Raw genomic sequence first — 24,595 nt, forward strand, 5'->3', positions numbered from 1 at the left:
TCTGTCAATTCATCGAATGTCAATGCCAAGATATCAGCATTTGGACGGTATTTAGAGATCAAACGAGCAGTGTGACCAGTCTTAGTCAAAGTAACAACCAATTTGATATTCATTGAGTTAGTAGCATCTTTAACAGCTGAAGCCATAACTTCTGTCTTAGAGTTACGTTCGAAAGTATCTGAGTTCAAACGTCCGTATTCGTTAAGAAGAGTTTGAGCGTTCTTGTCGATTGTAGCCATTGTAGTTACTGACTCAAGTGGGTATTTACCGTTTGCAGACTCACCTGAAAGCATTGTAGCGTCAGTACCGTCGATAACAGCGTTAAATACGTCTGATACTTCTGAACGAGTTGCACGTGGTTTTTCAGTCATTGTTTCAAGCATGTTTGTTGCTGTGATAACAACTTTACCAGCTGCATTGACTTTAGTAATGATCATTTTTTGGTAAACTGGAACCATTTCGAATGGTACTTCGATACCCATGTCACCACGAGCAATCATGATACCGTCAGCAGCTTCGATGATTTCATCCAAGTTGTCGATACCTTGTTGGTTTTCGATTTTCGCAAACAATTGAACATGTCCGTTACCAGTTTCTTCACAGATTGCACGAACTTCGTTGACGTCTTTTGCAGTACGTACAAATGAAATCGCGATGAAGTTGATACCTTGTTCAAGACCGAAGCGGATATCGTCGTTATCACGCTCAGCAAGAGCTGGGAAAGGAATTTTAGTGTTAGGGATGTTTACACCTTTTTGTTTAGCGATAACACCGTCATTTTCAACTTCAACTACAAATTCACGGTTTGCATCGTCTTTTTCTACAACGCGAAGACCAAGTTTACCATCGTCAACCAATACTTGGCGACCTACTTCAACATCGTCGTAGATATCAAGTCCACCAGCAACGTTCAAAGCAATCACATCGCGAGTTGATTTGATTCCTTGTTTTGTCGCAACGCGAATTTTTTCACCAGTTTTGTATGAGTACTCTTTTGCGTCACCTTCGAACAATTCTGTACGGATTTCTGGACCTTTCGTGTCAAGAAGGAAACCAACTTTTATACCAGCGATTTCTTCCGCACGTTTAACAGTTGCCATACGCTCACCTTGTTCTTGGTGGTCACCGTGTGAGAAGTTGAAACGGAAAGTGTTTGCTCCTGCTTCAATCAATTTTGCAATATTTTGAGCTGAAGCTTCAACGTCCAGTTTTTCACCCCAGTATCCGTCTTCACCGAATTTTTTACCGCCACGGATTTCTACCGCAGGACCTAAAGTTGCAACGATTTTTACGCGTTTGTTCATGATATTAAGAAACTCCTTCTACTATTTGGGGATTTCACCCCTGATTGACCAATTAAATATTAATGCTGCGATTGAGCTCTGCTAAGCCGATATCAGCTTTATGTGGATTGTTGACAACGATTTTACCGTCTGCAGTCAGGCTAAAGAGTGCGCCTTCTTCAGCAGTTCCCAAGATTGGGCTTTCCACCATTTCTTCATTACGGATACCTACGGCAACACCACCGATACCTTCTTTAAGTAGTTTAACGGCATGCGCTCCCATACGAGAAGCCAATACACGGTCGCGAGCAGTTGGTGAACCACCACGTTGGATGTGACCAAGTTCAGTCACACGGAGATCGCTAGTATCACCAGCTTCTTTCAGCTTTTTACCAAACTCATCTGCTGACATAACACCTTCAGCAAGAACAATGATATTATGCTTCTTACCTTTTTCATAGCCACGTTTGATGCTGGCAACGATATCTTCAATCTTGAAGCCTTCTTCAGGAATGATAATTTCATCTGCACCTGTAGCAATACCTGCCCAAAGTGCAATATCACCAGCATTACGTCCCATTACTTCAACAACGAAAGTACGACGGTGACTGGATGATGTATCACGGATCTTGTCAATCGCATCCATTGCAGTTGTAACAGCAGTATCAAAACCGATAGTGAAATCTGTTCCGACAATATCATTGTCAATAGTTCCAGGTACACCAACAGCTGGGAAGCCATGCTCTGTTAAGCGCATCGCACCATGGTAAGAACCGTCTCCACCGATAACAACTACACCTTCAATACCGTGTTTCTTCAGTTGTTCGATTCCCTTTAATTGCCCTTCAAGTTTTGCAAACTCAGGGTAGCGTGCTGAATGAAGGAAAGTTCCTCCACGAGAAATAATGTCTCCAACTGAAGTTGCATCAAGTGGATAAATATCTCCAGCAACCATTCCAGCGTAGCCGCCATAAATCCCATAAACTTCCATTCCTTCGGAAATTGCTTTACGAACGACTGCACGAATAGCAGCATTCATACCAGGGGCATCTCCACCACTGGTCAAAACAGCAATACGTTTCATTTCGTAATGTGCTCCTTTATCTTTTTAACATTCTTATAGAATTATACCACAATCAGAATAAAAATTCTCTTATTTTCCTGATTTTTTACCGAAAAACCGTTTTCATGCTATAATTTTCTAGTTCAGCTTGAAGTTGGTCTGATTTTTGAACTTGAAAGCCTGATGCAGGAACCGTTTTCTTCTCATTCTCATAGCGTAGCACCACGGGAATATCCCCTGGGTATCGCTGCAGGATCTCCGCAATCTGCCTGTCGTGACTAGTATCAGCTAATTGGATCCAAAAGCGTTCTGAGCTTGCTTTCTCCACCTCTGCTAGAACCATCTGTAGTCGGCCATCCCTCTCCTGAATTTTTCCAGTCAGATAGTAATAGCCTTTTTCTTGGATTAGTTGAGCAAAGCGGCGGTAAACCTCTGGAAATAAAGTGACATCTAACTTTTTCTTGATATCCGTCACCTGCATAAAGGCCATATTTTCACCATTTTTGGTGCGAATAACCTTGATAGACTGGACTTCTACTAGAATGGTCGCCTTGATATTTTCCGCCAACTCTTCAATCCAGACAAAAGGATGATGGGTTTTCTTAGCTAGGCTAATGAGTGGATGGTCACTAAGACCAACTCCAATCAGGGCTTGCTCCTGCTCAAACTTTTCTGCAGCAGTAAAATCCTCAGCATCCGTCCATGAATAGCTAGTATCAGAAAATAAACTCCCCAGCTCATCCGCAAAGACAAAAAGATTCGGTAGATTGAGTAAAATCTTCTGCCGATTGGGCTCAAAAACATCAAAGAGTCCCAATTGCACCAACGGGCTTAAAAGTGGCAACTTATGATAAGTCTGCGGCAGGCGTAAGATAAAATCTTCCATACTGCTGAAGGGATTCTTTTGACGCTCTTCTATGATCCAGAAAGCAAAATCTCTTGGCAAGCCCTTGATATTTTTCAGGCCAAGATAGATTTTTCGCTCCTGAAACTTATCTTTATAGGGAATGTTATGGATGGTCAAGGGAGCTAGCTCAAAGCCAAAGCCGAGTGCATCCGTTATATAGTCCGAGCTAGAATAATTAAGCATGACATCAAAGAAGATGTCTGGATAATGAGCTTTGAAATAGGCCAACTGAAAAGCTAGAGCCGAGTAAGCATAGGCATGACTACGGTTGAAGCCATAACCAGCAAATTTCTCCATGACCGCAAAAACTTCCTTGGCCTTAGTCTCTGAGTGCCCCAATTTAACAGCTCCCTCGACAAATTCTTCCTCCATTTTATGCATTTCAGCAGCATTTTTCTTGCCCATCGCCCGCCGTAAAATATCGGCCTTCCCCAGGCTAAAACCACCAAAACGCTGGGCGACCTGCATGACCTGCTCTTGGTAAAGCATGATACCATAGGTTGGAGCCAAGATATCCTCTAAGCTCGGATCAATCATCTCCACGCGCTCGCGGCCATGCTTGCGCTTGACAAAATTTTCAATATAATCACTAGCGCCGGGACGATTGAGAGAGGTGGTAGCCACTACTTCTTCAAACTGGACGGGTTGGACTCTTTTCAAAAGATTGATGGCACCTGCTTGTTCAAACTGGAAAATACCCTTGGTATTGCCTGCTGCAAAGAGACGCAAAGTTTCCTCGTCTTCCAAGTCAATACGAGCAATATCAATATCAACTCCGTACTTATCTAGAGTTGCTTCTTTCATCCGCTGAACAAAGGTCAAATTGCGCAAGCCCAGAAAGTCCATCTTAAGTAGTCCATTGCTTTCGACACCGTGGGCATCGTACTGGGTGAGATACATGTCCTCCCCGTATTTTAAGGGGATTTGATTGGTCAAATCATCGTCGCTCATGACGACACCAGCAGCATGGATTGAGGTCTGACGAGGATTGCCTTCGATTTTCTTAGCAATTTCAAAAGCCTTTTGGTATTCTAGCTTGCTATTGATAATCTGACGAAAGGCTATATTTCGCTCATAAGCAGTGGTTAAATTGTCTCGAAAACCGATTTTTTTGGTAATATTGGTCAGCTCGTACTCTGGCAAACCAAAGCGCTTAAAAACATCTCGGATAGCCTGCTTAGCCCCAAAGGTTGAGTAGGTCACAATCTGAGCTGCATGCATGCTACCATAGCGATCTCGGACATAGCGGATAAACTCTGGTCGATACACATCGGGAATATCAATATCAATATCGGGCATGGTATAGCGTTCTAGGTTTAGAAAACGTTCAAACAGCAGGTTCTTTTCTACTGGGTCAATACCTGTAATTTCCAGAGCATAGGCCACCAGACTGCCAACTGCAGAACCACGCCCCATCCCCATATAATAACCTTGACTACGACCAAAGCGCAGCAAATCCCAGACGATGAGGAAATAATCATCAAAACCCATCTGATGAATGACATCCAGTTCCTGATCCAACCTTGCTTGATAGGCTTTCCCTGCAAGCCCCCGCTTGACCAATCCCGCCTCAGCTAACTCACGTAACTCCTCCACAGCAGGACGCTCAGGATTGAAGCGTGGAAGCTTCAAGTCGGTATTGATTTCATAGTGAACATCAGCTATCAATTTCTCTAAGTTGGTCAAACTCTCTGGAAAGTTTTCAACGAAAGCTTCCTCTAAAGATTCTGGCGCTAATAAAAATTCATGACTTGACAAGTGACCGACCTCTCGCAAGCTGATATTATCCCGAATCGCCCTCAACATTTGCAAGGTTTCCAATTCTCCCTGCTCAAAGTAGCGAACCGTATGCAAGGGCAGGACTGGCCTAGTCAATTCCTGCCTAGGCGTATCTGGAAAGACCCCAACATAAAAGTCTAAGCCAAGATCTAGTTGATCCACGCCCTCAAAGATTGGCACAATCAGAGCCAAACCTTTAAAAAGATGTTGAAAGTCTTCCCAATTTTGATGATTCATCATTTTCAGAGTCGAAATCTTCATCAAATTGCGATAGCCCTGACTATCCAAGGCCAACAGTCGCAGATTGAGAGGATTTCCATCTTTATAGATTTCTATCTCTAGACCTAGCAAGGGCTGAAGTCCTGCCGCTTTTGCCTCCTCTAGAAAATGATAAGCTCCGTAAAGATTGTCCACATCCATCATACCCAGACTTTTGTAGCCCAAGTCCTTGGCCCGTTGAACATATTTTTTGATAGAGACTAAACTATCCATAAAACTATAAACAGTCTTGGTATCTAGTTGTGTAATCACAAAATTCTCCTTGATACAGCTACGATAAATGATTCGGCAAGCTATAAACCGCCGCAAATGATCCCTATTAATCAAAAGAAGACAAAAAATTTTCATTTCCACTTCTTTATTTTTACATTTTATCTGAAAATCTATGCCAAATCTTGGCTACCTCCTGACCTCTTCATTCCTATCAGTTAAGCAGATTGGACAAGCAATGATTTTCAACATTCCTGCTTCTATTATACCTAAATTTCTGTAAAGAAGAAACTCAGAGTCTCTTATATTCGGCAACTGTGTTTAACTAAAACAAAAAATGAGACAGAACTAAATTCTTTCAAAATTTAATTCTGTCCCATCTCGAATCAATTTTATTATTTACGAGTTGATTTACGTTCATTGATCGTATGAGCTAGGAGGACTTCACGCTCTTCCAACTCTTCTTTATGCATAATCTTCGTCAGCATCCGCATACTAATCGCACCGATGTCATACAGAGGTTGTCCGATAGTAGACAGATTAGGGCGAGTAAAGCGAGCAATTTGCGAATCATCGCTAGTAATGATTTCAAAGTCTTCAGGAATACGAACACCTCGATCAGCCAAGCCATTAAGCAAACCTGCTGCCAACTCATCTCCAGTCACAAAGGCTGCTGTGGCTTTTGAAGCAATCAAACGTTCAGCTAAATGGTAGCCATCATCATAGCTATATTTAGACTCGAAGACCAAGCCTTCGCTATACGAAATTTTCTTGCCTTTCAGAGCTTCTTTGTAGCCAGACAAGCGGATTTTACCATTGATATCATCTACCAAAGGACCGCTGACAAAAGCAATTTTCTTGTTGCGCTTAGCCAATAGTTCCACAGCATCAACGGTTGCCTGTTTATAATCAATATTGACACTTGGTAACTGATGCTCTACATCCACCGTGCCCGCTAGAACCACGGGTGTCCGTGAACGTGAAAACTCTGAACGAATTTTCTCTGTCAGATGGTAGCCCATAAAAATAATACCATCTACTTGCTTAGAGAAAAGGGTATTAACAACCGAAACTTCCTTGTCATCATCTTCATCGCTGTTTGCCAGGACGATATTGTACTTATACATTTCGGCAATATCATCAATCCCTTTGGCTAAAGTAGAGAAGTAACTATTCGTGATATTAGGAATCACAACACCAACAGTGGTCGTCTTTTTGCTGGCCAAACCACGGGCAACTGCATTAGGACGATAGTCAAGACGTTCAATTACTTCTAGTACTTTTTTTCGTGTATTTTCTTTTACATTCTTGTTACCATTTACAACTCGGCTGACTGTCGCCATTGAAACTCCCGCTTCACGGGCGACATCATAAATGGTTACTGTGTCGTCTGTGTTCATATAGTTTCCTTTCTTTTGTTGAAAATATCGTTTTCATTTTTCTACACTTATCATTGTATCACTAATTGTAAACACTTTCAAGTATTTTAGCGCACAGATATGAAAACTTTTTCATTTTTTATTTACACAAATCGCAGGAAATAAGTTATTGATTCAAAATAGTTTAAACTCAATAAAAAATCGGCTCAAAAGCCGATTCTTTTATATCATTTAAAGCTGCCTATACATCAACCAGAATTTCGTAGTCCTGTCGCAATTCCATTGATGGTAATGTGGATCAAACGTTCTTGTTCTGGTGAAAGTTCTCCTCGGCGCTGACGCTTGATCAGCTCAAGCTGAATATAGTTCAAAACATTGAAATAAGGCATACGATAGTTCAAACTATCCTTGAGATAGGCATTTTCTTCCAAGAGCTCATCATGGTCTTCAATCGCCAAGATAACATCCTTGGTCAGCTGCCATTCGTCGAGGATGGTATTGAAAATATCCCGCACATCTTGATCTTCACAAAGTTGCGCATATTCAAAGGCGATATTCATATTGGACTTAGACAGGACCATATCAACATTTGACAAAAGGGACTGGAAGAATGGCCATCTCTTGTACATAAACTGTAGGAAGGCCAGATTCTTTTCAGGATCTTCATCGATAAATTCTTTGAAGCTAGAGCCAACGCCATACCAACCAGGGAACATCACCCGGCTTTGAGACCATGAGAAGACCCAAGGAATGGCTCTCAGACCGCCAATTTCAGTGATCGTTTTACGGGCCGCTGGACGAGAACCGATATTAAAGCTAGAAATGGCCTTAATAGGACTAGACTCAAAGAAATAGTCGTAGAAACGTTCGTCGCCAAAGACTAGATCGCGATAGATTTGGTAGCTTCGATCAACCACTCGATCCATCACTCTCTCATATTCATTGGTCGTATTACTATCACTCTTCTTATAGCTTATCATGCGGTTAATAGCCGCCGATACAAGCATTTCCAGATTATAGTAAGCAGCGTCCTTATTACCGTATTTATTGCCGATAACCTCACCCTGCTCTGTCAGGCGAATACGATCATTGATACTCCGCAATGGTTGCGAAGTGATTGCCTCATATGTTGGGCCACCGCCACGACCGACAGTTCCTCCACGACCATGGAAGAAGGTAATCTTGACGCCAAACTTATCACCAATAGCTGTCAGTTGTTGCTGAGCCTTGTAGAGTGTCCAGCATGATGATAAATAACCACCATCCTTGTTACTGTCTGAGTAGCCCAGCATGATTTCTTGGTAGTTGTTTTTAGAAGCGATCCATTTTTGAGTAATTGGCAGAGACAGATATTTCTCCATAGTATCGCAAGAATTATCCAAGTCCTCAATCGTTTCAAACAGAGGGACAATCTGCACACGCGCACCTTCTTCATCGATCAAGCCAACTTCCTTGAGCATAATCGCCAACTCTAGAAGATCTGATACACTAGTTGAATGGGAAATAATATTTTGCTTGATAACATCTTCGCCAATCGCATCCTTAAGCTGACGAGCCGTCTTGAAAATCTCCAATTCTTTTTGTAGAAGTTCAGATTTAGGTGCATGAGTGGCTGACAGAATCCGTGGATCCTCCAGAAGCTGCTTAAGAAGGACTTGGCATTTTTCTTCCTCCGACAAGCTGCTATAATCTTTTACGATATTAGCAGAAGCCAAGAGCTCCGCCACACAAGCCTCATGAACACTGGAATCCTGACGCATATCAATGCTGGCCAAGAAGAAACCAAAAATGTCTACTGCTTGTAGCAATTCAGTAAGTTCTCCAGTCACCAAAGCTTGTCCATTGTGTTCTAACAAAGAATCACGAATAACAAGAAGATCTTCCTTAAACTCTTGCGCATCTTTATAAGATGGAAGTTGTTCTTTTCGTAATTCATCCAAACTACCACTAAGTTTAGACTGGATATAATTTGGAATGATTTCTCTACCATTATGGCTGACCGAGGTAGCAGCATTTGCATGCAGGACTGCTTCAGCTTTATCAGCCAAACGATGCCCTTCACTAGAGAAATTACCTTCTTTCAGATAAAGTAAGGTCTGAATCAACTTAGACTGAATATAATGAAAGGCGCGGCGATAAGGCTCATTTTCTCGATAAACAGACTTGTCGCTTGACAAAGCTGCCATCTTGGCTACAGCTTCACTTGTTTTTGAAAGATTAGTAGACAGGGAGAAGTTACGATAGAGTGTATAAACCTTGTCAATGTAGTAGTTCAGAATAACTTCGCTCTGTACCGTTGCAGACAATTTCAGAGTTTCAGCGGTTACAAATGGATTTCCATCGCGGTCGCCACCAATCCACATTCCCATGGTGATGGGCTTAGGATTTTCCAAATGAATCCCTTTTTCTTCTGCTAAGCGTTTATACTCTAGCATCAGGTTCGTGATTGCTTGAAGAAAAGAACTGTTATAGTATTCCATAACATTAGTGATTTCATTGGTCACCTTAAGTTTCTTTTCCCGAATCATGTCGGTCTGCATCATCAACTCAATATAGCGACGGAGATTGGCTAACCATTTCTTTTCGTTCACCAGACCAGCTTTAACATCGCGATGCTGACGCAACAGTGTGTGAATGTGATTTGTCAAATCCAACATGGTCTTGCGCTGCACCTGAGTCGGATGGGCGGTCAAAACAGGAACAACATTCAGGTTTTCCAAGATTTCTTGCGCATTTTCTCGTGTTGAAACCAAATCAATCGTCGTCGAAAGCTTACCAAGGTAGTCTTGATCGATATTATTTTGATGATTGATCTCATAAGCCAAGTCAACGTCTTCTGAGATATTGATGAGCAGAGGTAAAATAGCAAAATAGCGTGAGATATAGACCATATCATCCGTAGATAATTCTTCTACCACTGCTTTCAGCTCTTGGTATTTAGATTGAACTGCTAGTTCTTCAATCATGGAGATTTTAGCAAAAGTGTCGGGACTGAGAATATCTCGGGTAATATCTACCAACAAGTCCGTTAAAATAGAAACTTCTTCTCCAATCATTTCTTTATTGCTATAATTTTCTAATTTTGTAAATGACATTATTTACACCTTTCTATTGTTGAAGAGCTAACATACAAGAAGATTTTTTAGGATTGACTTACTTCTAGTTCCTGATACATGGCGTTTCGTCGCTCATTGGCATCAATATTTAAAACAAAGGCAATGGCAACTGATAGAACCAATAAACTGTTTCCCCCCTGAGATAAGAATGGGAAGGTTACACCAGTTGAAGGAATCAAGCCCGAAATACCACCAATATTGACAAAGGTTTGCATCAGAATCATACCGCCAATTCCCAGAGCCATCATAGAATTAAATGGATCCTTGGCCCTTGTACCTACAAGAATAATTCGTAAAATCAAGAAAAAGAGCAGGGCTAAAATTAAAGTAGCTCCAAAGAATCCAACTTCCTCAATAACAATCGAGAAAACAAAGTCGGTATGGGCTTCTGGTAGGTAGCCACGTTTTTCAATGGAATTTCCCAAACCTAAACCAAACCAACCACCATTACTCATGGCATAGTAAGAATTGGCCAACTGGTGACCTGAGCCAGACAAATCGTCGAAAGGGTTGAAAAAGGCACTGAAACGCTTTGCGACATATCCAAAAATAGGAATTTGCTCAACACGCTTGACACCTATCAGCCAAATACTTGCTAAAACTGCTGCTGACCCTCCTACAACAGCGCCAAGCATGGTCGAGAACCATCTGTAAGCAATTCCGCTGGTGGAAATTACAATCAAAACTGTCAAGAGCAAGATAGTCGCATTGCCTAAGTCGGGCATGATAACCACAAGACCAATCAAGAAAGCAACAATAACCCGCCAGTCAGTAACGGCACGTGGAATCAACTGATTAAAGGTGATTGCTTGATAATCATATACTTCTATTTGCTCTTGTTTCTTAGAAAACTGTAGAGCCAAATACCAGACCAAAATAATCTTCAGGTATTCCGCTGGCTGAGCAGTAACTGGGCCGATTTTGAGCCAACCGTGTGCCCCATTGATCGTTCCTGTGATAAAGCGTGAGAGTAAAAGCAGAATAATTTCAGCTATGATAACAAACGTAATCACTCCTGGCCTCTTCAGAAAATCCAGCTTCATTCGGTAAATAATCCCAATCATCACCAAGCTGAAGAGCCAAAAACCTGCTTGAGTGGCAACCATTCGAAAACTATTGAGCCCATTTTGAATGAGGATGGGGCTCGTCGTGGAATAAACGACAATCAAGCCAATGCCAGATAACAGCATGTACGGAATCAAAATTGAGTAATTCAATAAATGCTTTTTGTCAATTTTCATATTTCACCATTTAATTTCTAAAAATTCAACTTTCATTATACCACCTTTTGACTCGAAAAAAAAGCATTAGGATAGCTTCAAAAGATTTTTGCTTATTTATCGCCTCAAAAATTCTATTATTTCAAAATGATTTGTCTTGTATTGCAATCAGATTACATTTTCGTATTTCGCTGGAAATATAGATAAATACTTTGCTTTTCTATTTATTTTACGTTACAATGAAACAGTATGAGAAAAAGGATTAAACCGCTTGCACTCTTGCTGTTTTTTGCTTGCTTTATTCTATATATTGTCATAAGTAAACACCAGCTTGATCTGCAAAATCGACAAGCCCAGACAAAAAAGACCCAAGTCAGTCAGGTAACAACTAAAAAGAAAAAGGAGACAGTTCCTTCGGTCGAACCTGAGGAAGAATTGCTTGCTAAACCGATCGTTGACCTTTCTGGTTGGCAATTGCCCAGCGAAATAGACTATGATACCTTGTCAGAAAATATTTCTGGGGCCATCATTCGCGTGCATAGTGGCGCACAAGCAAAAAAAGAAAATGTTGCTACCCATCTAAACGGACTTGACAAATCATTTGCTACCCATATCCAAGAGTTTCAAAAACGGGAGATTCCTGTAGCTGTCTATGCTTATATAGCAGCCGGCAGCATCAAAGAAATGGAAAAAGAGGCTGAGAGCTTCTACAAGGCATCTTCGAAATATAAGCCTACCTTTTACTGGCTTGATGTTGAAGACAAGACCATGGGCGACATGAACGCAGGAATCGAGGCCTTTCGTGCCAAGCTTGAAAGTCTTGGAGCTCAGAATATTGGTATCTACATTGGAACCTACTTTATGGAAGAGCATAGTATCTCGACTGAAAAATTTACTGCCGTTTGGATTCCAACTTATGGCTATAATGATGGCTACTATAACGCTGCTCCAAATACTGAACAGCCCTATGACCTACATCAATACACCTCAGAAGGTAAATTGGAAGGTTTCCCACATAACTTAGACCTCAATCAGCTCTCTCCTGTACAGGATAAAAAAGAGACTTACAAGAAATTATTTTCAACACCAAAATAAAAAAGATGCAAGATAATTGTTAGGAAATCTTGTATCTTTTTTTCTCTGTACAAGATATTTTTCTTGCTTTTTTCAGAAAAGTATGTAGCTTTATGGTACAATAGTCTAATGAAAAAACATGTAGGGAGATATTATGATTTCATGGATTACTAGAGTTTTAAAGGGAATGATTATCGCGCTTGGCTTCATTCTACCAGGTGTGTCGGGCGGTGTATTGGCCGCGATTTTGGGGATTTATGAGCGAATGATTCGCTTTTTAGCCCATATCAAAGAAAATTTTATCGAGAATGTTCTCTACTTCATTCCTGTGGCTATTGGAATGGTTTTAGGGATTGCAGCCTTCTCCTATCCAGTCAATCTCTTGCTGGATAATTACAAGATTATCGTTCTCTGGGGCTTTGCTGGAGCCATCATCGGCACCATTCCCAGCCTGATCAAAGAATCCGTCAAGGAATCCGACAGAGATCGAGCTGATACTGCTACCTTCTGGCTTAGTTTTATTTTGTCGGGCGTTTTCCTCTATTCACTGAATGGAATGGTGGGAACATTGCCAGCTAACTTCCTGTCCTTTGTTTTAGCGGGTGCTCTTATCGCTTTAGGAATCTTGATTCCGGGACTCAGTCCTTCAAACCTTCTGTTAATTTTAGGGCTCTATACTCCCATGCTGACAGGATTTAAACGCCTGGATTTATTTGGCACTTTCCTACCAATCGGTATCGGTGGCGCTCTGGCTCTGATTCTCTTTTCAAAAGCCATGGACTACATTTTGAAACATTATCATTCCCGCGTTTACCATTTCATCATTGGCATTGTATTGTCCAGCACCTTGCTCATTGTTCTCCCTCAAACTGGCAACAGTGAGAGCATTAGTTATGCAGGAGTATCCATTTTCACACTCGTTCTTGCCGCCTTTTTCTTTGGACTAGGTATCTGGCTAGGAATTTGGATGTCCCAATTAGAAGAGAAATATAAATAATGGCAAAAAAGACAAAACTCAAAAAAACACTGGTTGAGCAAATTTTAAACAAGGCAAAAATTGAGCACCAAGGCTTGCAGATTAATGCTTTAGATGATAGCCTGACAGAGGAATTTGACCGCTCGCAAATTTATAAAACACTGGCTTTAAGCGGAGATAAAACAGGAACAGTCATTGGCATCCTGCCTATCACCGAACATCTGTCGGAAAAGAAATTAGCAAAAATTTCAGGAAATAAAAAAGTCAGTATGATTCCGCAGAAAGATTTAGAAAAAACGACTGGTTATATCCATGGTGCCAATAATCCTGTCGGAATTCGCCAAAAGCACTCCTTCCCAATTTTCATTGACCAAACGGCTCTGAGTCGCGAAAATATTATTGTTTCTGCTGGTGAAGTAGGCCGCAGCATCCAGATCAAGGCCCAGGACTTGGCTGACTTTGTTCAAGCACAGTTCGCGGACTTAAAAGAAGACTAGGCTATTCGCTTCAAAAGGAAAAAAGGATCTTGATATGAAATTGTATTTTATCCGACATGGAAAAACCGAATGGAATCTAGAAATGCGTTTCCAAGGGGCAAGCGGAGATTCTCCACTTCTTGAAACATCCATTGACGAGCTCAAGCGCTTGGGCAAACATTTATCGAACGTCCAATTCGATAGAATCTACTCTAGTGATTTGCCGCGCGCATACCGTTCTGCAGAGATTGTCCAAAGTGAAAACCAGCATCAAATTGATATCATTCCAACTCCTGAACTAAGAGAGTGGGCTCTTGGAAAACTAGAAGGAGCCAAAATTGCTACTGTAGAAAACACTTATCCTCAGCAGATGTGGGCTTTTCGCCACGATCTATCCCAGTTTGATCCCCAACTATTTGACGCAGAATCCGTCGATCAAACTACCAATCGGACAATTTCCTTCGTGAAGTCTCTCAAAGGAAAAGACTTCCAAAATGTATTGATTGTCGGGCATGGAGCCAACCTAACTGCCAGCATTCGCCGCCTGCTCGGTTACGAAACATCTTTGCTCCGTAAGGACGGAGGTTTGGCCAACGCTAGCGTCACCATTTTGGAAACAGAGGATTTCGACTCTTTCAAGTTACTTGCTTGGAATAACTTAGATTACTTGTCAACAGATGAAACTGCGAATCTTTAAACATCGCAGTTTTTCTATTTTTATCAATAATTATTGCTGAATTTCCTTTTATTTTGTGATAAAATAGAAGAGAAAGCCTTAGGAGGAAGAAAATGACTACTGAACATATTGAAGAACTAAATGACCAGCAGATTATTCGCCGTGAAAAAATGGCCGCGCTGGCTGAGCAAGGAATTGATCCTTTCGGAAAACGTTTTGAGCGTACTGCAAATTCTGCTCAACTCAAAGAAAAATATAGCGACAAATCCAAAGAAGAATTACATGAATTGAACGAAACAGCAACCATTGCTGGCCGTCTCATGACCAAACGCGGAAAAGGGAAAGTCGGCTTTGCCCACATCCAAGACCGTGAAGGCCAAATCCAGATTTACGTTCGTAAGGACGAGGTCGGTGAAGAAAACTATGAGATTTTCAAAAAAGCTGACTTGGGTGACTTCTTGGGAATTGAAGGCGATGTGATGCGTACAGATATGGGAGAACTCTCTATCAAAGCAACGCATATTACTCACCTTTCAAAAGCTCTGCGTCCCCTTCCAGAGAAATTCCACGGTTTGACAGATGTGGAAACCATCTACCGCAAACGTTATTTGGACTTGATTTCCAACCGTGAAAGCTTTGAGCGCTTTGTCACTCGCTCAAAAATCATCTCAGAGATCCGTCGTTACTTGGATGGACAAGGATTCCTTGAAGTTGAAACTCCTGTCCTTCACAACGAAGCAGGCGGTGCTGCTGCTCGTCCATTCATTACTCACCACAATGCTCAAAACATTGACATGGTACTACGGATTGCGACTGAGCTTCACTTGAAACGCCTCATCGTCGGTGGTATGGAACGCGTCTATGAAATTGGTCGTATCTTCCGTAATGAAGGTATGGACGCCACTCATAATCCTGAGTTCACTTCTATCGAGGTTTACCAAGCCTATGCGGACTTCCAAGATATCATGGACTTGACAGAAGGCATCATCCAACACGCTGCTAAAGCAGTTAAGGGGGATGGTCCAGTCAACTACCAAGGCACTGAGATCAAGATCAACGAGCCATTTAAACGTGTTCATATGGTGGATGCTATCAAGGAAATCACTGGCGTAGACTTCTGGCAAGATATGAGCTTTGAAGAAGCTGCTGCCTTGGCTAAGGAAAAGAAAGTGCCGCTTGAAAAGCACTTCACCGAAGTAGGCCACGTCATCAATGCTTTCTTTGAAGAATTTGTTGAAGAAACCTTGATTCAGCCAACCTTTGTCTATGGTCACCCTGTCGCTGTGTCACCTCTGGCTAAGAAAAACCCAGAAGATCCACGCTTCACGGACCGCTTTGAGCTCTTCATCATGACCAAAGAATATGCCAACGCCTTCACTGAGCTAAACGATCCAATCGATCAATTATCACGTTTTGAAGCACAGGCCAAAGCCAAAGAACTTGGCGATGACGAAGCAACTGGTATCGACTATGACTATGTTGAAGCACTGGAATACGGTATGCCACCAACTGGAGGCCTCGGAATCGGTATCGACCGTCTCGTAATGTTGCTGACAGATGTGACTACCATTCGCGATGTATTGCTCTTCCCAACAATGAAGTGATCTCAAACTTACACAATTTTAAAAAACAAATCCCGCTGGAATTCCATCGGGATTTTTTGCATGACAAAAAGTCTGGTCTCCCAGACTTTTGCTAACATTATTCATATCTCAGCGCTTCAATCGGATCTAGTTTAGAGGCTTTATTGGCTGGCAGGATACCAAAGACAATACCAACCATGGCTGAGAAGACAAGGCTTCCAACTGCTGCAGTGACAGAGACAACTGGTGGGCCTCCAAATACGTTTTCAGGCACGACTGCAGCTAGCAGAGCATTGATTCCGTAGGCAAGGCCAAGACCAAGCAGGCCACCGATAAGAGTCAATACCATGGATTCAATCAAGAACTGTGTGAGAATATTTCCACGCGTTGCTCCAAGAGCTTTTCGCAAACCAATTTCCCGTGTCCGCTCTGTAACGGATACTAGCATGATATTCATCACACCTATACCACCAACAAAGAGGGAAATTCCTGCAATAGCTCCGATAACACCGGTCATAGTTCCTGTGATTTGATTGTACTGCTCCAGCAAGGTATCCATATTCAGGATTTGATATTCTCCTTGACGAGCTCCTGAAAGAGCCGTCAATTCTTTGGCTGCTTCTACACCAACTTCATTGATACGATCCACTTCTGGTACATAGATATAGACAGTTGCAATTTCATCTGTATGAAATTCAGATGCCACCTGTGTATTAGCCATCAAGGCGCTACCTGAGCTCATACTCCTGCTCTGACCAGCATTGGGATCTTTATAGATACCAACAACTCGGTAGTTGCTGTCACCAACTGAAACTACTTTATTCAGGGCTTCTGCACTACTTCCAAACAGGCTGTTCGCCACTGTTTCATCGATCATCATCACATTAGAAAAACTTTGATAGTCACTAGGCAGGAGAGTCCGTCCAGCTAAAATCTCATATTTTCTAATTTTAAAGAATGTAGCATTCACGCCCGTAATGTTGACCTTATCAGACTTCTTGTTCTGATAAGAAAAGTCAGCTGTCGAACCGTTGGTCACATAATAGCCCTTGACTCCGTCAATCTTCAATAGTTCCTTAACCCAAGATTCTTGGACAACAGGTGGTTCCTCTAGTATCTCACTATCTGCATCTTGACCACCACCGGTCTCCAACAAGTTGACTCCCATCGTATAATTACTTTTAGTAGGAGAATAAAGCAAGCTTACATACTTCTGCTCTTTGGTAATGCTCTTGGTGACTCCCTGTTGCATTCCATTTCCCAGTGCCAAGATGACGACAACAGACGCAACACCGATGATAATCCCAATCATAGTCAGAAAAGCCCGCATCTTATGCCCAAGAATGGAACTAATGGCAAATTTAAAATTTTGCATCAATCACGTTCCTCCTTCTCAGCGCTATCTGAAGAGATGACTCCATCACGAATGACAATCTGACGCTTAGCATAGGCAGCAATTTCAGGTTCATGAGTAACCATGATAATCGTTTTTCCTTCAGCGTTCAACTCCGTCAAGAGTTCCATAATTTGCTCCCCAGTTTTGGTATCAAGGGCTCCTGTAGGCTCGTCGGCAAGAATAATCGAAGGATTATTTACCAAGGCACGCGCGATAGCAACACGTTGCTTCTGCCCCCCAGACAATTCTGAGGGCAAATGAGTCATACGAGTACCTAAATCTACTTTTTCTAAATACTGCTTAGCTAGATTTCTGCGACTTCCTTGTGACGCTCCTGCATAAATCAGCGGGAGTTCTACATTTTGAAGGGCATTTAATTTAGATAAGAGGAAAAATTGCTGAAAAACGAAGCCGATTTGATTATTGCGAACCTTTGCTAATTTTTTATCACCCAAGTTTGCAACATCTTCATTTCCTAAAAAATACTCACCAGTAGAAGGACGATCCAACATCCCGATAATATTCATCAGGGTGGACTTCCCAGAACCAGACGGCCCCATGATAGCCACAAACTCGCCCTCTTCAACTGTCAAATTGATATTTTTTAAGACTTTAAGTTCTTGATCACCATTCCGATAGGTTTTATTAATATTTCGTAGATCAATGAGTTTTTTCATCCGCTTTCACCTCTTGACCATCTTTCAAGCTATCTGTTGGATTGGTGATAACTTTACTGTCTTTTGTCAAACCAGATGAGATTTCTTGATTTTCAGCATCAGCATTTCCTAAGGTTACTTCCACTTTCTTCGCTTTACCTTTTTCGACAGTCCAAACATAGTTCTTGTCTCCGTCTGAGATGATACTGCTTGCTGGTACAAGAATCCCGTTTGTATTGTTTTTCACTTCAACGCTGACAGAGAAACCTTGCTTCAAATCACCAATTTCACTTGTAATATCGACTGTAAATGGATATTTTGCAGAGGAAGCTGCACCACCTGTATTAGTTGATGAAGCTTGCTGTCCATCCTTAGGATAGTTGGAAATATAGCTAATTTTACCTGTCCATTTTTTATCAGGATATACTTTAGAAGTAATGCTTACTTCTTGTCCAACTGACAAATTAGCCAGATTGTACTCAGAGAGTTCTCCCTTGATTTGAAGACTACCGTTGCTGACAATGTGCACCAAGGTTTGGTTGGTTCCTGTTGTTGATTTGGATACATCGCGATTCACTTCTACTACTGTCCCCTCAACAGTACTTGTAACAGTCGCTGCATTCAACAAAGCTTGCGCCTTGTTCATATTATCCACAGCGTCTGAACGTGCATCGCGCAAATCAGCCAGTTGAGAATCGACGGTACGTTGAGCAGAAGCAAGGGATTTACTATCCGTCTCTTCATCGCCAGTTTTTTCTACTGTCGTCCCATTTGTCTGTAAGTCATTAATCTGACGGTCAGCCTTATTGACAGCACGAACTGCGGCATCATAGTTTGCTTGAGCTTCTGTACTCTTATATTGAACAAGTGCTTGGCCTACAGCTACTTGGTCGCCAACATTGACTAGGACGGACTCCAAGTCGCCCTTGGTAGCATCATAATAAACATACTGCTCTGAGTTAGCCGTTACAGTTCCCGTCAACAGGACAGATGAGGCTATGCTACCTTCTTTTGCCTGCTGCACAATTGGTGCAACTTCCTTAGGTTCTGTTGTAGAACTAAGATTGCTCAGGACTATTGCAGAAATTGCTCCCAATACAACTACAACAGCAACTCCGATAATACTAAATAGCTGCCATTTTTTCAGCTTTTTCATCTATTTTCCTCCTCTTGATGAAAACCATTTTTCTTTTATACTACATTATATCATAACCTATCATATTGTGATAGGAAAAGGGGCAAAATCCCTAAAAGACCATTTTTCCTCTAAAAAAGCTGCAGGATCTCTAAATCATAGCAGATTTTTGCATTCATTTTCTAAAAAAGGTACAATTACTTCATATTGATTAAAGGAGCGTCTATCTAACTATGAAAGAATTCGATATTATTGCAATTGGCGGTGGCAGCGGGGGTATTGCTACCATGAATCGGGCTGGTGAGCATGGCGCTAAAGCAGCTGTCATTGAAGAAAAGAAATTAGGGGGAACCTGTGTCAATGTCGGTTGTGTCCCTAAAAAAATCATGTGGTACGGTGCTCAGATTGCTGAGGCCATCCAACACTACGGACCAGACTATGGCTTTACTTCAGAAAATCAGCAATTTGACTTTGCCACCTTGCGAAAAAACCGAGAAGCCTACATTGACCGCGCTCGCTCATCCTACGATGGGAGTTTTAAACGAAACGGCGTTGAACTGATTGAAGGTCGCGCTCATTTCGTTGATAAGCACACAGTCGAAGTCAATGGAGAGCTGATTCGCGCCAAACACATCGTGATTGCAACCGGTGCTCATGCAGCCATCCCTCAGATTCCCGGTGCCGAATACGGTGAGACTTCTGATGATGTCTTTGCTTGGGAAGAGCTTCCCAAGTCTGTTGCCGTTGTCGGAGCAGGCTATATCGCTGTAGAGCTTGCTGGTGTCCTCCATACTCTAGGTGTCAAGACGGATCTCTTTGTCCGCCGCGATCGTCCCCTCCGCAATTTCGATAGTTATCTGATTGATGGACTGGTGGCAGAGATGGAAAAATCTGGTCTTAGTCTACATGCTCACAAGATACCTGAACGAGTGGATAAACTTCCTGATGGTCAGCTACAACTCTACTTCCAAGACGGTAGTAGCCATATTGCTGAGCGGATCATTTGGGCTATTGGGCGTAAGCCAAATGTTCAAGGGCTCACTCTTGATGCTGCAGGGGTTACCCTAAATGACCGCGGCTTCATCGCTGTAGATGAATACCAAAATACTGTCGTACCTGGCATCTATGCCTTAGGCGATGTGACGGGCGAAAAAGAGCTGACGCCAGTAGCAATCAAGGCTGGACGCACCCTGTCTGAGCGCCTCTTTAACGGCAAGACAGATGCTAAGATGGATTACTCAACGATTCCGACTGTCGTCTTCTCCCATCCCGCTATTGGAACAGTGGGTCTGACGGAGGAAGAAGCTATTCGAGATTATGGTGTTGAGCAAATTCATGTCTACACCTCTAGCTTTACCTCTATGTACTCAGCTGTCACCCAGCACCGCCAACAAGCCAAGTTTAAACTTATCACTGCTGGTCACGATGAAAAAGTTGTCGGCCTCCATGGCATTGGCTATGGCGTAGATGAGATGATCCAAGGCTTCGCTGTTGCTATTAAGATGGGAGCTACCAAAGCCGATTTCGACGCGACTGTTGCCATCCACCCAACTGGCTCCGAAGAATTTGTCACCATGCGCTAAAAGCTTCTTCTTTGGCCTTTCTAAAGCTCATTATTATCATAAAATAAAGAAGAGAAGGCAACCATAACTTATCCTTTCATTTTTGATTTTTATCTTACATTTTTGTAAGAAAGAAGTCTTATGCCATTTAGATAGAGCTAGTCACACTATCTGGATTTATTCTTTGACTTCTTACTTTATTTTAAAGCATAAAATTCAATTATCATTCAAGAAATTCTAAATTAATTCTAAAATTAGGGAAGATTTATGTAAAGAATCTTCCTCTTTTTTATTTAGTTGGTTCACTTCTTCTAGACAAGCTTATAAATTGTAACTTGTCTAGATAATCCTATTTTATTAAAAAATTCATGACTCCCTAGCCATCTTTTACCCTTTCTGCTATTCAAGAAACCGTATTTTTGATATGATAGTAAGAAATACTAAGAGAAAGGGGATTGGAAATGAGCAGAACGAAAAAATTATTAGCAGCTCTGGGAATTATTTTCTTTAATATTTTTGGTCTAATCGCCTTTATCTTCCTCCTCATTCGGAGTCGCAAAAAGCGGAAATAAACAAACAACTGTCTAGTCTGATATGAAAAGACTTGACTTTTTTTTATTTTGATTTAGAATAGTTACCATAATTTAAAAAAGAGGTTTACTATTATGGACAAGAACAAAGCTTTTCTTCTTACCCTCCCAGCTATCGGAGCCGCTTTCCTAGCTGTACTCTCTCAGCTTAGTTTCTCCATTGGGACCATTCCCATTACGCTACAGACCTTTGCCGTGGGTTTAATTGCAACCATTTTTAAAACCCGCGAAGCTGTCTTGTCTGTTCTGCTTTATCTGCTGCTAGGAGCTATTGGGCTACCAGTCTTTGCCGGAGGAAGCGGTGGATTTCAGGCTCTATTTGGGCCAAGCGCGGGCTACCTTTGGGCATATCTGCTCTTTGCGCTGATTACTTCCAGTTTGACAAGCCAGGATAGCAAGTTTTATATGATCTTTTTGGCTAACCTGCTCGGAGATGCACTGGTCTTCGTCGGTGGCGTAATCGGACTTTATTTTCTGGCTAACATGGGATTTTCTAAGGCCATTGCTGTTGGTCTCACACCTTTCATTCTTCCTGATCTTTTAAAAATTGTCGCAATCACTCTCATCAGCATTCCTATGTTTAGGAGTCTGGCTTTTCATCCCTATTTTTCAGACAATAAAAACGGATAGACTTTCAGTCTACCCGTTTTTAAACGCATCTAAAAGAACTTGAAATTCTTCATTGGAAAGGGTAATTCCCTTGCCCATCTTGCTGTGGTCAGGACTCCAAGTGCGAATATCGTACTTGGCAGGCGCACCGTTAAAACTTACGCGGTTGAGCTCCTTGGTCCAACCTTTTTCATTTTCTGATAAAACGAGCAATTTTTCCTCGATTTCAAATTTAAAATCTGCCATACTTTACCTCTTTTCTACTTTCTATCTCATTATTCGTAAAAGATTTTACTTTTTTTATTAATTTATTATATAATATATTGTAACAAGTTATGGAGATTTTAGCTATGAAAAAATATCTCGAAATGATTTTACAAAAGACGAATGAGTTCATTAACTATAAAAAGACAGATAAGGAAGAGGACGACAATAGTCACATCCTGCAGACCATTGACTTGGCTCTGCGGAAAGATTCTGGTGTCCATGTTATTTTTCTGGATAAGAATTTTACTGGCGATATTGTCAAATATGACCGTGACCGCCAGCAGCTAATTGTCAAGAATTTCAAAAAAAGTATGACAACCATCATCCGTGTGCCTGATATCCAGCGCATCAGTCTAGTTCCCAATAACATCCGTGAAGCCCAGAGAAAAGATATTCGGCTCGAAAGCCGCAAATTCAAAAAATAACTCTTCAAATCAAAAGCGATTTGAAGAGTTTTATTTTTTAAAAGCAATAGCAGAATTTTTAGAATAAGGACTTCCGCTATCTATTCGTATCCACCTTGTAGGCAAGGTCTACTTGATGAGCACATTACTCCAGCTTTCGCGCCTGATTAAGCCCGAACAGTCACACTGCTTCCATCTTCTTTGTATAGATTGATTAAGCCTTCCTTGCGGGCACGAACCATATCACCAGGTTGGACTGGCTGCGGAACGGTAATCGTCAGCAATTCCATTGGATTCGGTGCGCGGTCAATCTTATTGCCCTTGTCATCATGGAGGTCCGTAATATAGGTTTCAAAATGGCGGAAACCAGGTCCGTAGAATTCTACCTGATCGCCTTCATGGATAACATTCCTCTGGCGAATAGTCGCAGTTTGTGTCACTTCATCATAAGCAACTACTTCTGCTACAAATTTGTATTCTGGAATCTTACGGCGGGCTCCGAAAAGCTGCTCATTCTCAGTTGGCGTATGGTAGTAAAAACCAGTTGCCAGCTCGCGTTGAGCTACTTTCCACATTTCATCTACTAGATCTTGCTTAATAGCTTCAAACTTTTCTGGGCTTTCCAAATAGGCGTCCACAGCTGCTTTGTAGCAGTTAGTTACCGTTGAAACGTAGTGAATAGACTTCATCCGACCTTCGATTTTCAAACTATCGACACCATTTTCAATCATATCAGGAATATGATCAATCATGGACATATCAACAGCTGACATTGAGAATTCTTCTGGAATTTCCCCCTTCAAACTCTTGCGTTCTTGTCCGAAAGGCATGTCGTACAAATCATATTTCCAACGACAAGATTGCGAACAGCCTCCACGGTTGGCGTCACGCATACTCATATGATTGGAAAGGGTACAACGGCCAGAGTAAGAAATACACATCGCCCCGTGAACGAAAGCTTCGATTTCTACATCAGTACGCTTGCGAATCTCGGCCAGCTCGGCCATGGAAACCTCACGTGCCAAAACAACCCGGGTCAAACCAAGATTTTTCCAAAATTCAAGCGTTTCATAGTTGGTTGCACTAGCCTGCGTTGACAAGTGAATCTCCAGACCAGGTGCTTCAGAAGCTGCAATCGCAATCAAGGCTGGGTCAGAAACAATAACAGCCGCAATCCCAATGTCTCGCAAACGACGGAACCATTCTCCAGCTCCAGCCTCATTTCCTTCGTGCATGACCATATTGGCCGCTACATAGACCTTGGCACCGTGCTCAGCCGCAAATTGGACACCTTCTTCCATTTGCTCAAAAGTGAAGTTTCCCGCACGGCTGCGCAAACCATAGGCTTGACCACCAATAAAAACAGCATCTGCCCCATAGCGAACAGCTACTTTTAACTTTTCTAACGTACCAGCTGGTGACAGTACCTCTGGACGTTTTAATTTTTTTGTCATCTTTTCTCCTATTTGCAATATAAAAGTATTGATGTTTAACCCTATCTATTTTATAGCAATTTACCGCTAAAAGCAAGATGAAGCCTAGTTTTTTGACAATTCTAATCTTCCATCCTCATCTCCTTACTAAGTATTTTAGGATATAGGTTTATTATCTGAGAGAGGAAAAAAGCCAGAAGTCTTAAACTTCTAGCTTTTCTTTCAAAATTTATTCTTCCTCCTTCTTCTTATTAAATTGTTTGTATCCGAAGAATCCACCAACTAGCACAACCAATACGCCGATGACAATCCAAGTAGTTTGACTTGAGCTATCTTTCTTCGTATCGCTAGCTTTGTCCGCTGATTTTCCTTTTTCTGCTTCAGCTAGGAGGTTCGCTTTGTTATAGCCTGTATAGACAAGATCTGCATCTTTACCTTTTTCCTTCTTAATCTTTTCTTCCATCTCTGCTTCGACTGCTTTGATTTCCTTAAAGATTTTTTCTGAGCGTTCCAAGGCTTCCT

General features: G+C 41.7%; 19 protein-coding genes and 1 pseudogene. 8 read left to right on the forward strand and 12 right to left on the reverse strand.

Translation table 11 applies throughout. From position 1 onward, the window contains the following. From pyk to ftsW, 6 genes are all read right to left on the reverse strand, one after another. Positions 1-1,304, reverse strand: a 1,304-nt coding sequence (pyk, locus tag RWS39_RS07410; protein WP_314481998.1) for a pyruvate kinase, incomplete at its 3' end; no start/stop codon positions are given. A gap of 52 nt (positions 1,305-1,356) precedes the next feature. Continuing rightward, positions 1,357-2,367: a 6-phosphofructokinase gene (gene pfkA, locus RWS39_RS07415; protein WP_125373281.1), complete on the reverse strand. Its 1,011-nt coding sequence runs from the start codon at positions 2,365-2,367 to the stop codon at positions 1,357-1,359. A gap of 85 nt (positions 2,368-2,452) precedes the next feature. Continuing rightward, entirely contained in the window at positions 2,453-5,563 is a 3,111-nt protein-coding gene (locus tag RWS39_RS07420) for a DNA polymerase III subunit alpha (RefSeq protein ID WP_314482001.1), read from the reverse strand. A gap of 353 nt (positions 5,564-5,916) precedes the next feature. Next, the gene (gene ccpA / locus RWS39_RS07425) at positions 5,917-6,921 is read right to left on the reverse strand and encodes a catabolite control protein A (protein WP_005590686.1); all 1,005 of its coding nucleotides are present in this window, start codon (positions 6,919-6,921) and stop codon (positions 5,917-5,919) included. Positions 6,922-7,148: 227 nt separating this feature from the next. Then, positions 7,149-9,995, reverse strand: coding sequence for a phosphoenolpyruvate carboxylase (gene ppc / locus RWS39_RS07430; protein ID WP_314482004.1), 2,847 nt, complete (start codon positions 9,993-9,995; stop codon positions 7,149-7,151). Between the two features lie 47 nt (positions 9,996-10,042). Continuing rightward, on the reverse strand, positions 10,043-11,257 hold the full coding sequence (gene ftsW, locus RWS39_RS07435; RefSeq protein ID WP_125373284.1) for a cell division peptidoglycan polymerase FtsW: 1,215 nt from the start codon (positions 11,255-11,257) through the stop codon (positions 10,043-10,045). Positions 11,258-11,485: 228 nt separating this feature from the next. Here ftsW and RWS39_RS07440 point away from each other — a divergent pair, with 228 nt between their 5' ends. From RWS39_RS07440 to lysS, 5 genes are all read left to right on the forward strand, one after another. After that, a complete protein-coding gene (locus RWS39_RS07440; RefSeq protein ID WP_314482006.1) occupies positions 11,486-12,331 on the forward strand; it encodes a glycoside hydrolase family 25 protein in 846 nt (281 codons plus the stop codon). Positions 12,332-12,464: 133 nt separating this feature from the next. Continuing rightward, positions 12,465-13,307, forward strand: a complete 843-nt coding sequence (locus RWS39_RS07445) for a DUF368 domain-containing protein (protein ID WP_314482008.1) — start codon at positions 12,465-12,467, stop codon at positions 13,305-13,307. Then, positions 13,307-13,783 (forward strand): aminoacyl-tRNA deacylase, encoded by a 477-nt coding sequence (locus tag RWS39_RS07450; protein ID WP_314482009.1) that lies wholly within the window; start codon positions 13,307-13,309, stop codon positions 13,781-13,783. The genes RWS39_RS07445 and RWS39_RS07450 overlap by 1 nt, the downstream gene beginning before the upstream one ends. A 34-nt stretch (positions 13,784-13,817) precedes the next feature. Beyond that, positions 13,818-14,459, forward strand: coding sequence for a histidine phosphatase family protein (locus RWS39_RS07455; protein ID WP_314482011.1), 642 nt, complete (start codon positions 13,818-13,820; stop codon positions 14,457-14,459). A gap of 92 nt (positions 14,460-14,551) precedes the next feature. Next, positions 14,552-16,042, forward strand: a complete 1,491-nt coding sequence (gene lysS, locus RWS39_RS07460) for a lysine--tRNA ligase (RefSeq protein ID WP_314482013.1) — start codon at positions 14,552-14,554, stop codon at positions 16,040-16,042. Positions 16,043-16,139: 97 nt separating this feature from the next. On the opposite strand, the gene RWS39_RS07465 is transcribed toward lysS, so the two are convergent. The 3 genes from RWS39_RS07465 to RWS39_RS07475 are packed head-to-tail and all read right to left on the reverse strand — an operon-like array spanning position 16,140 to position 19,229. Continuing rightward, positions 16,140-17,396, reverse strand: coding sequence for an ABC transporter permease (locus tag RWS39_RS07465; RefSeq protein ID WP_314482016.1), 1,257 nt, complete (start codon positions 17,394-17,396; stop codon positions 16,140-16,142). Next, positions 17,396-18,094, reverse strand: coding sequence for an ABC transporter ATP-binding protein (locus RWS39_RS07470; protein ID WP_045499278.1), 699 nt, complete (start codon positions 18,092-18,094; stop codon positions 17,396-17,398). The genes RWS39_RS07465 and RWS39_RS07470 overlap by 1 nt, the downstream gene beginning before the upstream one ends. Next, positions 18,078-19,229, reverse strand: coding sequence for an efflux RND transporter periplasmic adaptor subunit (locus RWS39_RS07475; RefSeq protein ID WP_314482021.1), 1,152 nt, complete (start codon positions 19,227-19,229; stop codon positions 18,078-18,080). The genes RWS39_RS07470 and RWS39_RS07475 overlap by 17 nt, the downstream gene beginning before the upstream one ends. 212 nt (positions 19,230-19,441) lie before the next feature. On the opposite strand from RWS39_RS07475, the gene gorA reads away from it, so the two are divergent. Continuing rightward, positions 19,442-20,791 (forward strand): glutathione-disulfide reductase, encoded by a 1,350-nt coding sequence (gorA, locus tag RWS39_RS07480; RefSeq protein WP_314482024.1) that lies wholly within the window; start codon positions 19,442-19,444, stop codon positions 20,789-20,791. A 644-nt stretch (positions 20,792-21,435) separates the two neighbouring features. Next, positions 21,436-21,990 carry a biotin transporter BioY gene (locus tag RWS39_RS07485; protein WP_314482026.1) on the forward strand — a complete coding sequence of 185 codons (555 nt, stop codon included), beginning with the start codon at positions 21,436-21,438 and terminating at the stop codon, positions 21,988-21,990. Positions 21,991-21,999: 9 nt separating this feature from the next. Here RWS39_RS07485 and RWS39_RS07490 read toward each other — a convergent pair whose 3' ends face one another. Continuing rightward, complete coding sequence (locus RWS39_RS07490) at positions 22,000-22,215, reverse strand: YdbC family protein (RefSeq protein WP_005590703.1); 216 nt, start codon at positions 22,213-22,215, stop codon at positions 22,000-22,002. Between the two features lie 89 nt (positions 22,216-22,304). Here RWS39_RS07490 and RWS39_RS07495 point away from each other — a divergent pair, with 89 nt between their 5' ends. Continuing rightward, positions 22,305-22,661 (forward strand): hypothetical protein, encoded by a 357-nt coding sequence (locus RWS39_RS07495; RefSeq protein WP_314482029.1) that lies wholly within the window; start codon positions 22,305-22,307, stop codon positions 22,659-22,661. Between the two features lie 146 nt (positions 22,662-22,807). Here the strand turns inward: RWS39_RS07495 and RWS39_RS07500 are convergent, their stop codons facing one another. After that, a complete protein-coding gene (locus RWS39_RS07500) occupies positions 22,808-24,094 on the reverse strand; it encodes a peptidase U32 family protein (RefSeq protein WP_314482031.1) in 1,287 nt (428 codons plus the stop codon). Positions 24,095-24,302: 208 nt separating this feature from the next. Next, positions 24,303-24,595: pseudogene (locus RWS39_RS07505) on the reverse strand (C69 family dipeptidase); the annotation flags it as partial.

Origin of the sequence: Streptococcus cristatus (assembly GCF_963529205.1) — a bacterium.
Lineage (GTDB): Bacteria > Bacillota > Bacilli > Lactobacillales > Streptococcaceae > Streptococcus > Streptococcus cristatus_O.

What these genes read in the sequence shown, in the direction of transcription:
- pfkA (WP_125373281.1), bottom strand. Translation starts at nt 2,367, where the DNA reads ATGAAACGTATTGCTGTTTTGACCAGTGGTGGAGATGCCCCTGGTATG.
- ccpA (WP_005590686.1), bottom strand. Translation starts at nt 6,921, where the DNA reads ATGAACACAGACGACACAGTAACCATTTATGATGTCGCCCGTGAAGCG.
- ppc (WP_314482004.1), bottom strand. Translation starts at nt 9,995, where the DNA reads ATGTCATTTACAAAATTAGAAAATTATAGCAATAAAGAAATGATTGGA.
- ftsW (WP_125373284.1), bottom strand. Translation starts at nt 11,257, where the DNA reads ATGAAAATTGACAAAAAGCATTTATTGAATTACTCAATTTTGATTCCG.
- RWS39_RS07440 (WP_314482006.1), top strand. Translation starts at nt 11,486, where the DNA reads ATGAGAAAAAGGATTAAACCGCTTGCACTCTTGCTGTTTTTTGCTTGC.
- RWS39_RS07445 (WP_314482008.1), top strand. Translation starts at nt 12,465, where the DNA reads ATGATTTCATGGATTACTAGAGTTTTAAAGGGAATGATTATCGCGCTT.
- RWS39_RS07450 (WP_314482009.1), top strand. Translation starts at nt 13,307, where the DNA reads ATGGCAAAAAAGACAAAACTCAAAAAAACACTGGTTGAGCAAATTTTA.
- RWS39_RS07455 (WP_314482011.1), top strand. Translation starts at nt 13,818, where the DNA reads ATGAAATTGTATTTTATCCGACATGGAAAAACCGAATGGAATCTAGAA.
- lysS (WP_314482013.1), top strand. Translation starts at nt 14,552, where the DNA reads ATGACTACTGAACATATTGAAGAACTAAATGACCAGCAGATTATTCGC.
- RWS39_RS07465 (WP_314482016.1), bottom strand. Translation starts at nt 17,396, where the DNA reads ATGCAAAATTTTAAATTTGCCATTAGTTCCATTCTTGGGCATAAGATG.
- RWS39_RS07470 (WP_045499278.1), bottom strand. Translation starts at nt 18,094, where the DNA reads ATGAAAAAACTCATTGATCTACGAAATATTAATAAAACCTATCGGAAT.
- RWS39_RS07475 (WP_314482021.1), bottom strand. Translation starts at nt 19,229, where the DNA reads ATGAAAAAGCTGAAAAAATGGCAGCTATTTAGTATTATCGGAGTTGCT.
- gorA (WP_314482024.1), top strand. Translation starts at nt 19,442, where the DNA reads ATGAAAGAATTCGATATTATTGCAATTGGCGGTGGCAGCGGGGGTATT.
- RWS39_RS07485 (WP_314482026.1), top strand. Translation starts at nt 21,436, where the DNA reads ATGGACAAGAACAAAGCTTTTCTTCTTACCCTCCCAGCTATCGGAGCC.
- RWS39_RS07490 (WP_005590703.1), bottom strand. Translation starts at nt 22,215, where the DNA reads ATGGCAGATTTTAAATTTGAAATCGAGGAAAAATTGCTCGTTTTATCA.
- RWS39_RS07495 (WP_314482029.1), top strand. Translation starts at nt 22,305, where the DNA reads ATGGAGATTTTAGCTATGAAAAAATATCTCGAAATGATTTTACAAAAG.
- RWS39_RS07500 (WP_314482031.1), bottom strand. Translation starts at nt 24,094, where the DNA reads ATGACAAAAAAATTAAAACGTCCAGAGGTACTGTCACCAGCTGGTACG.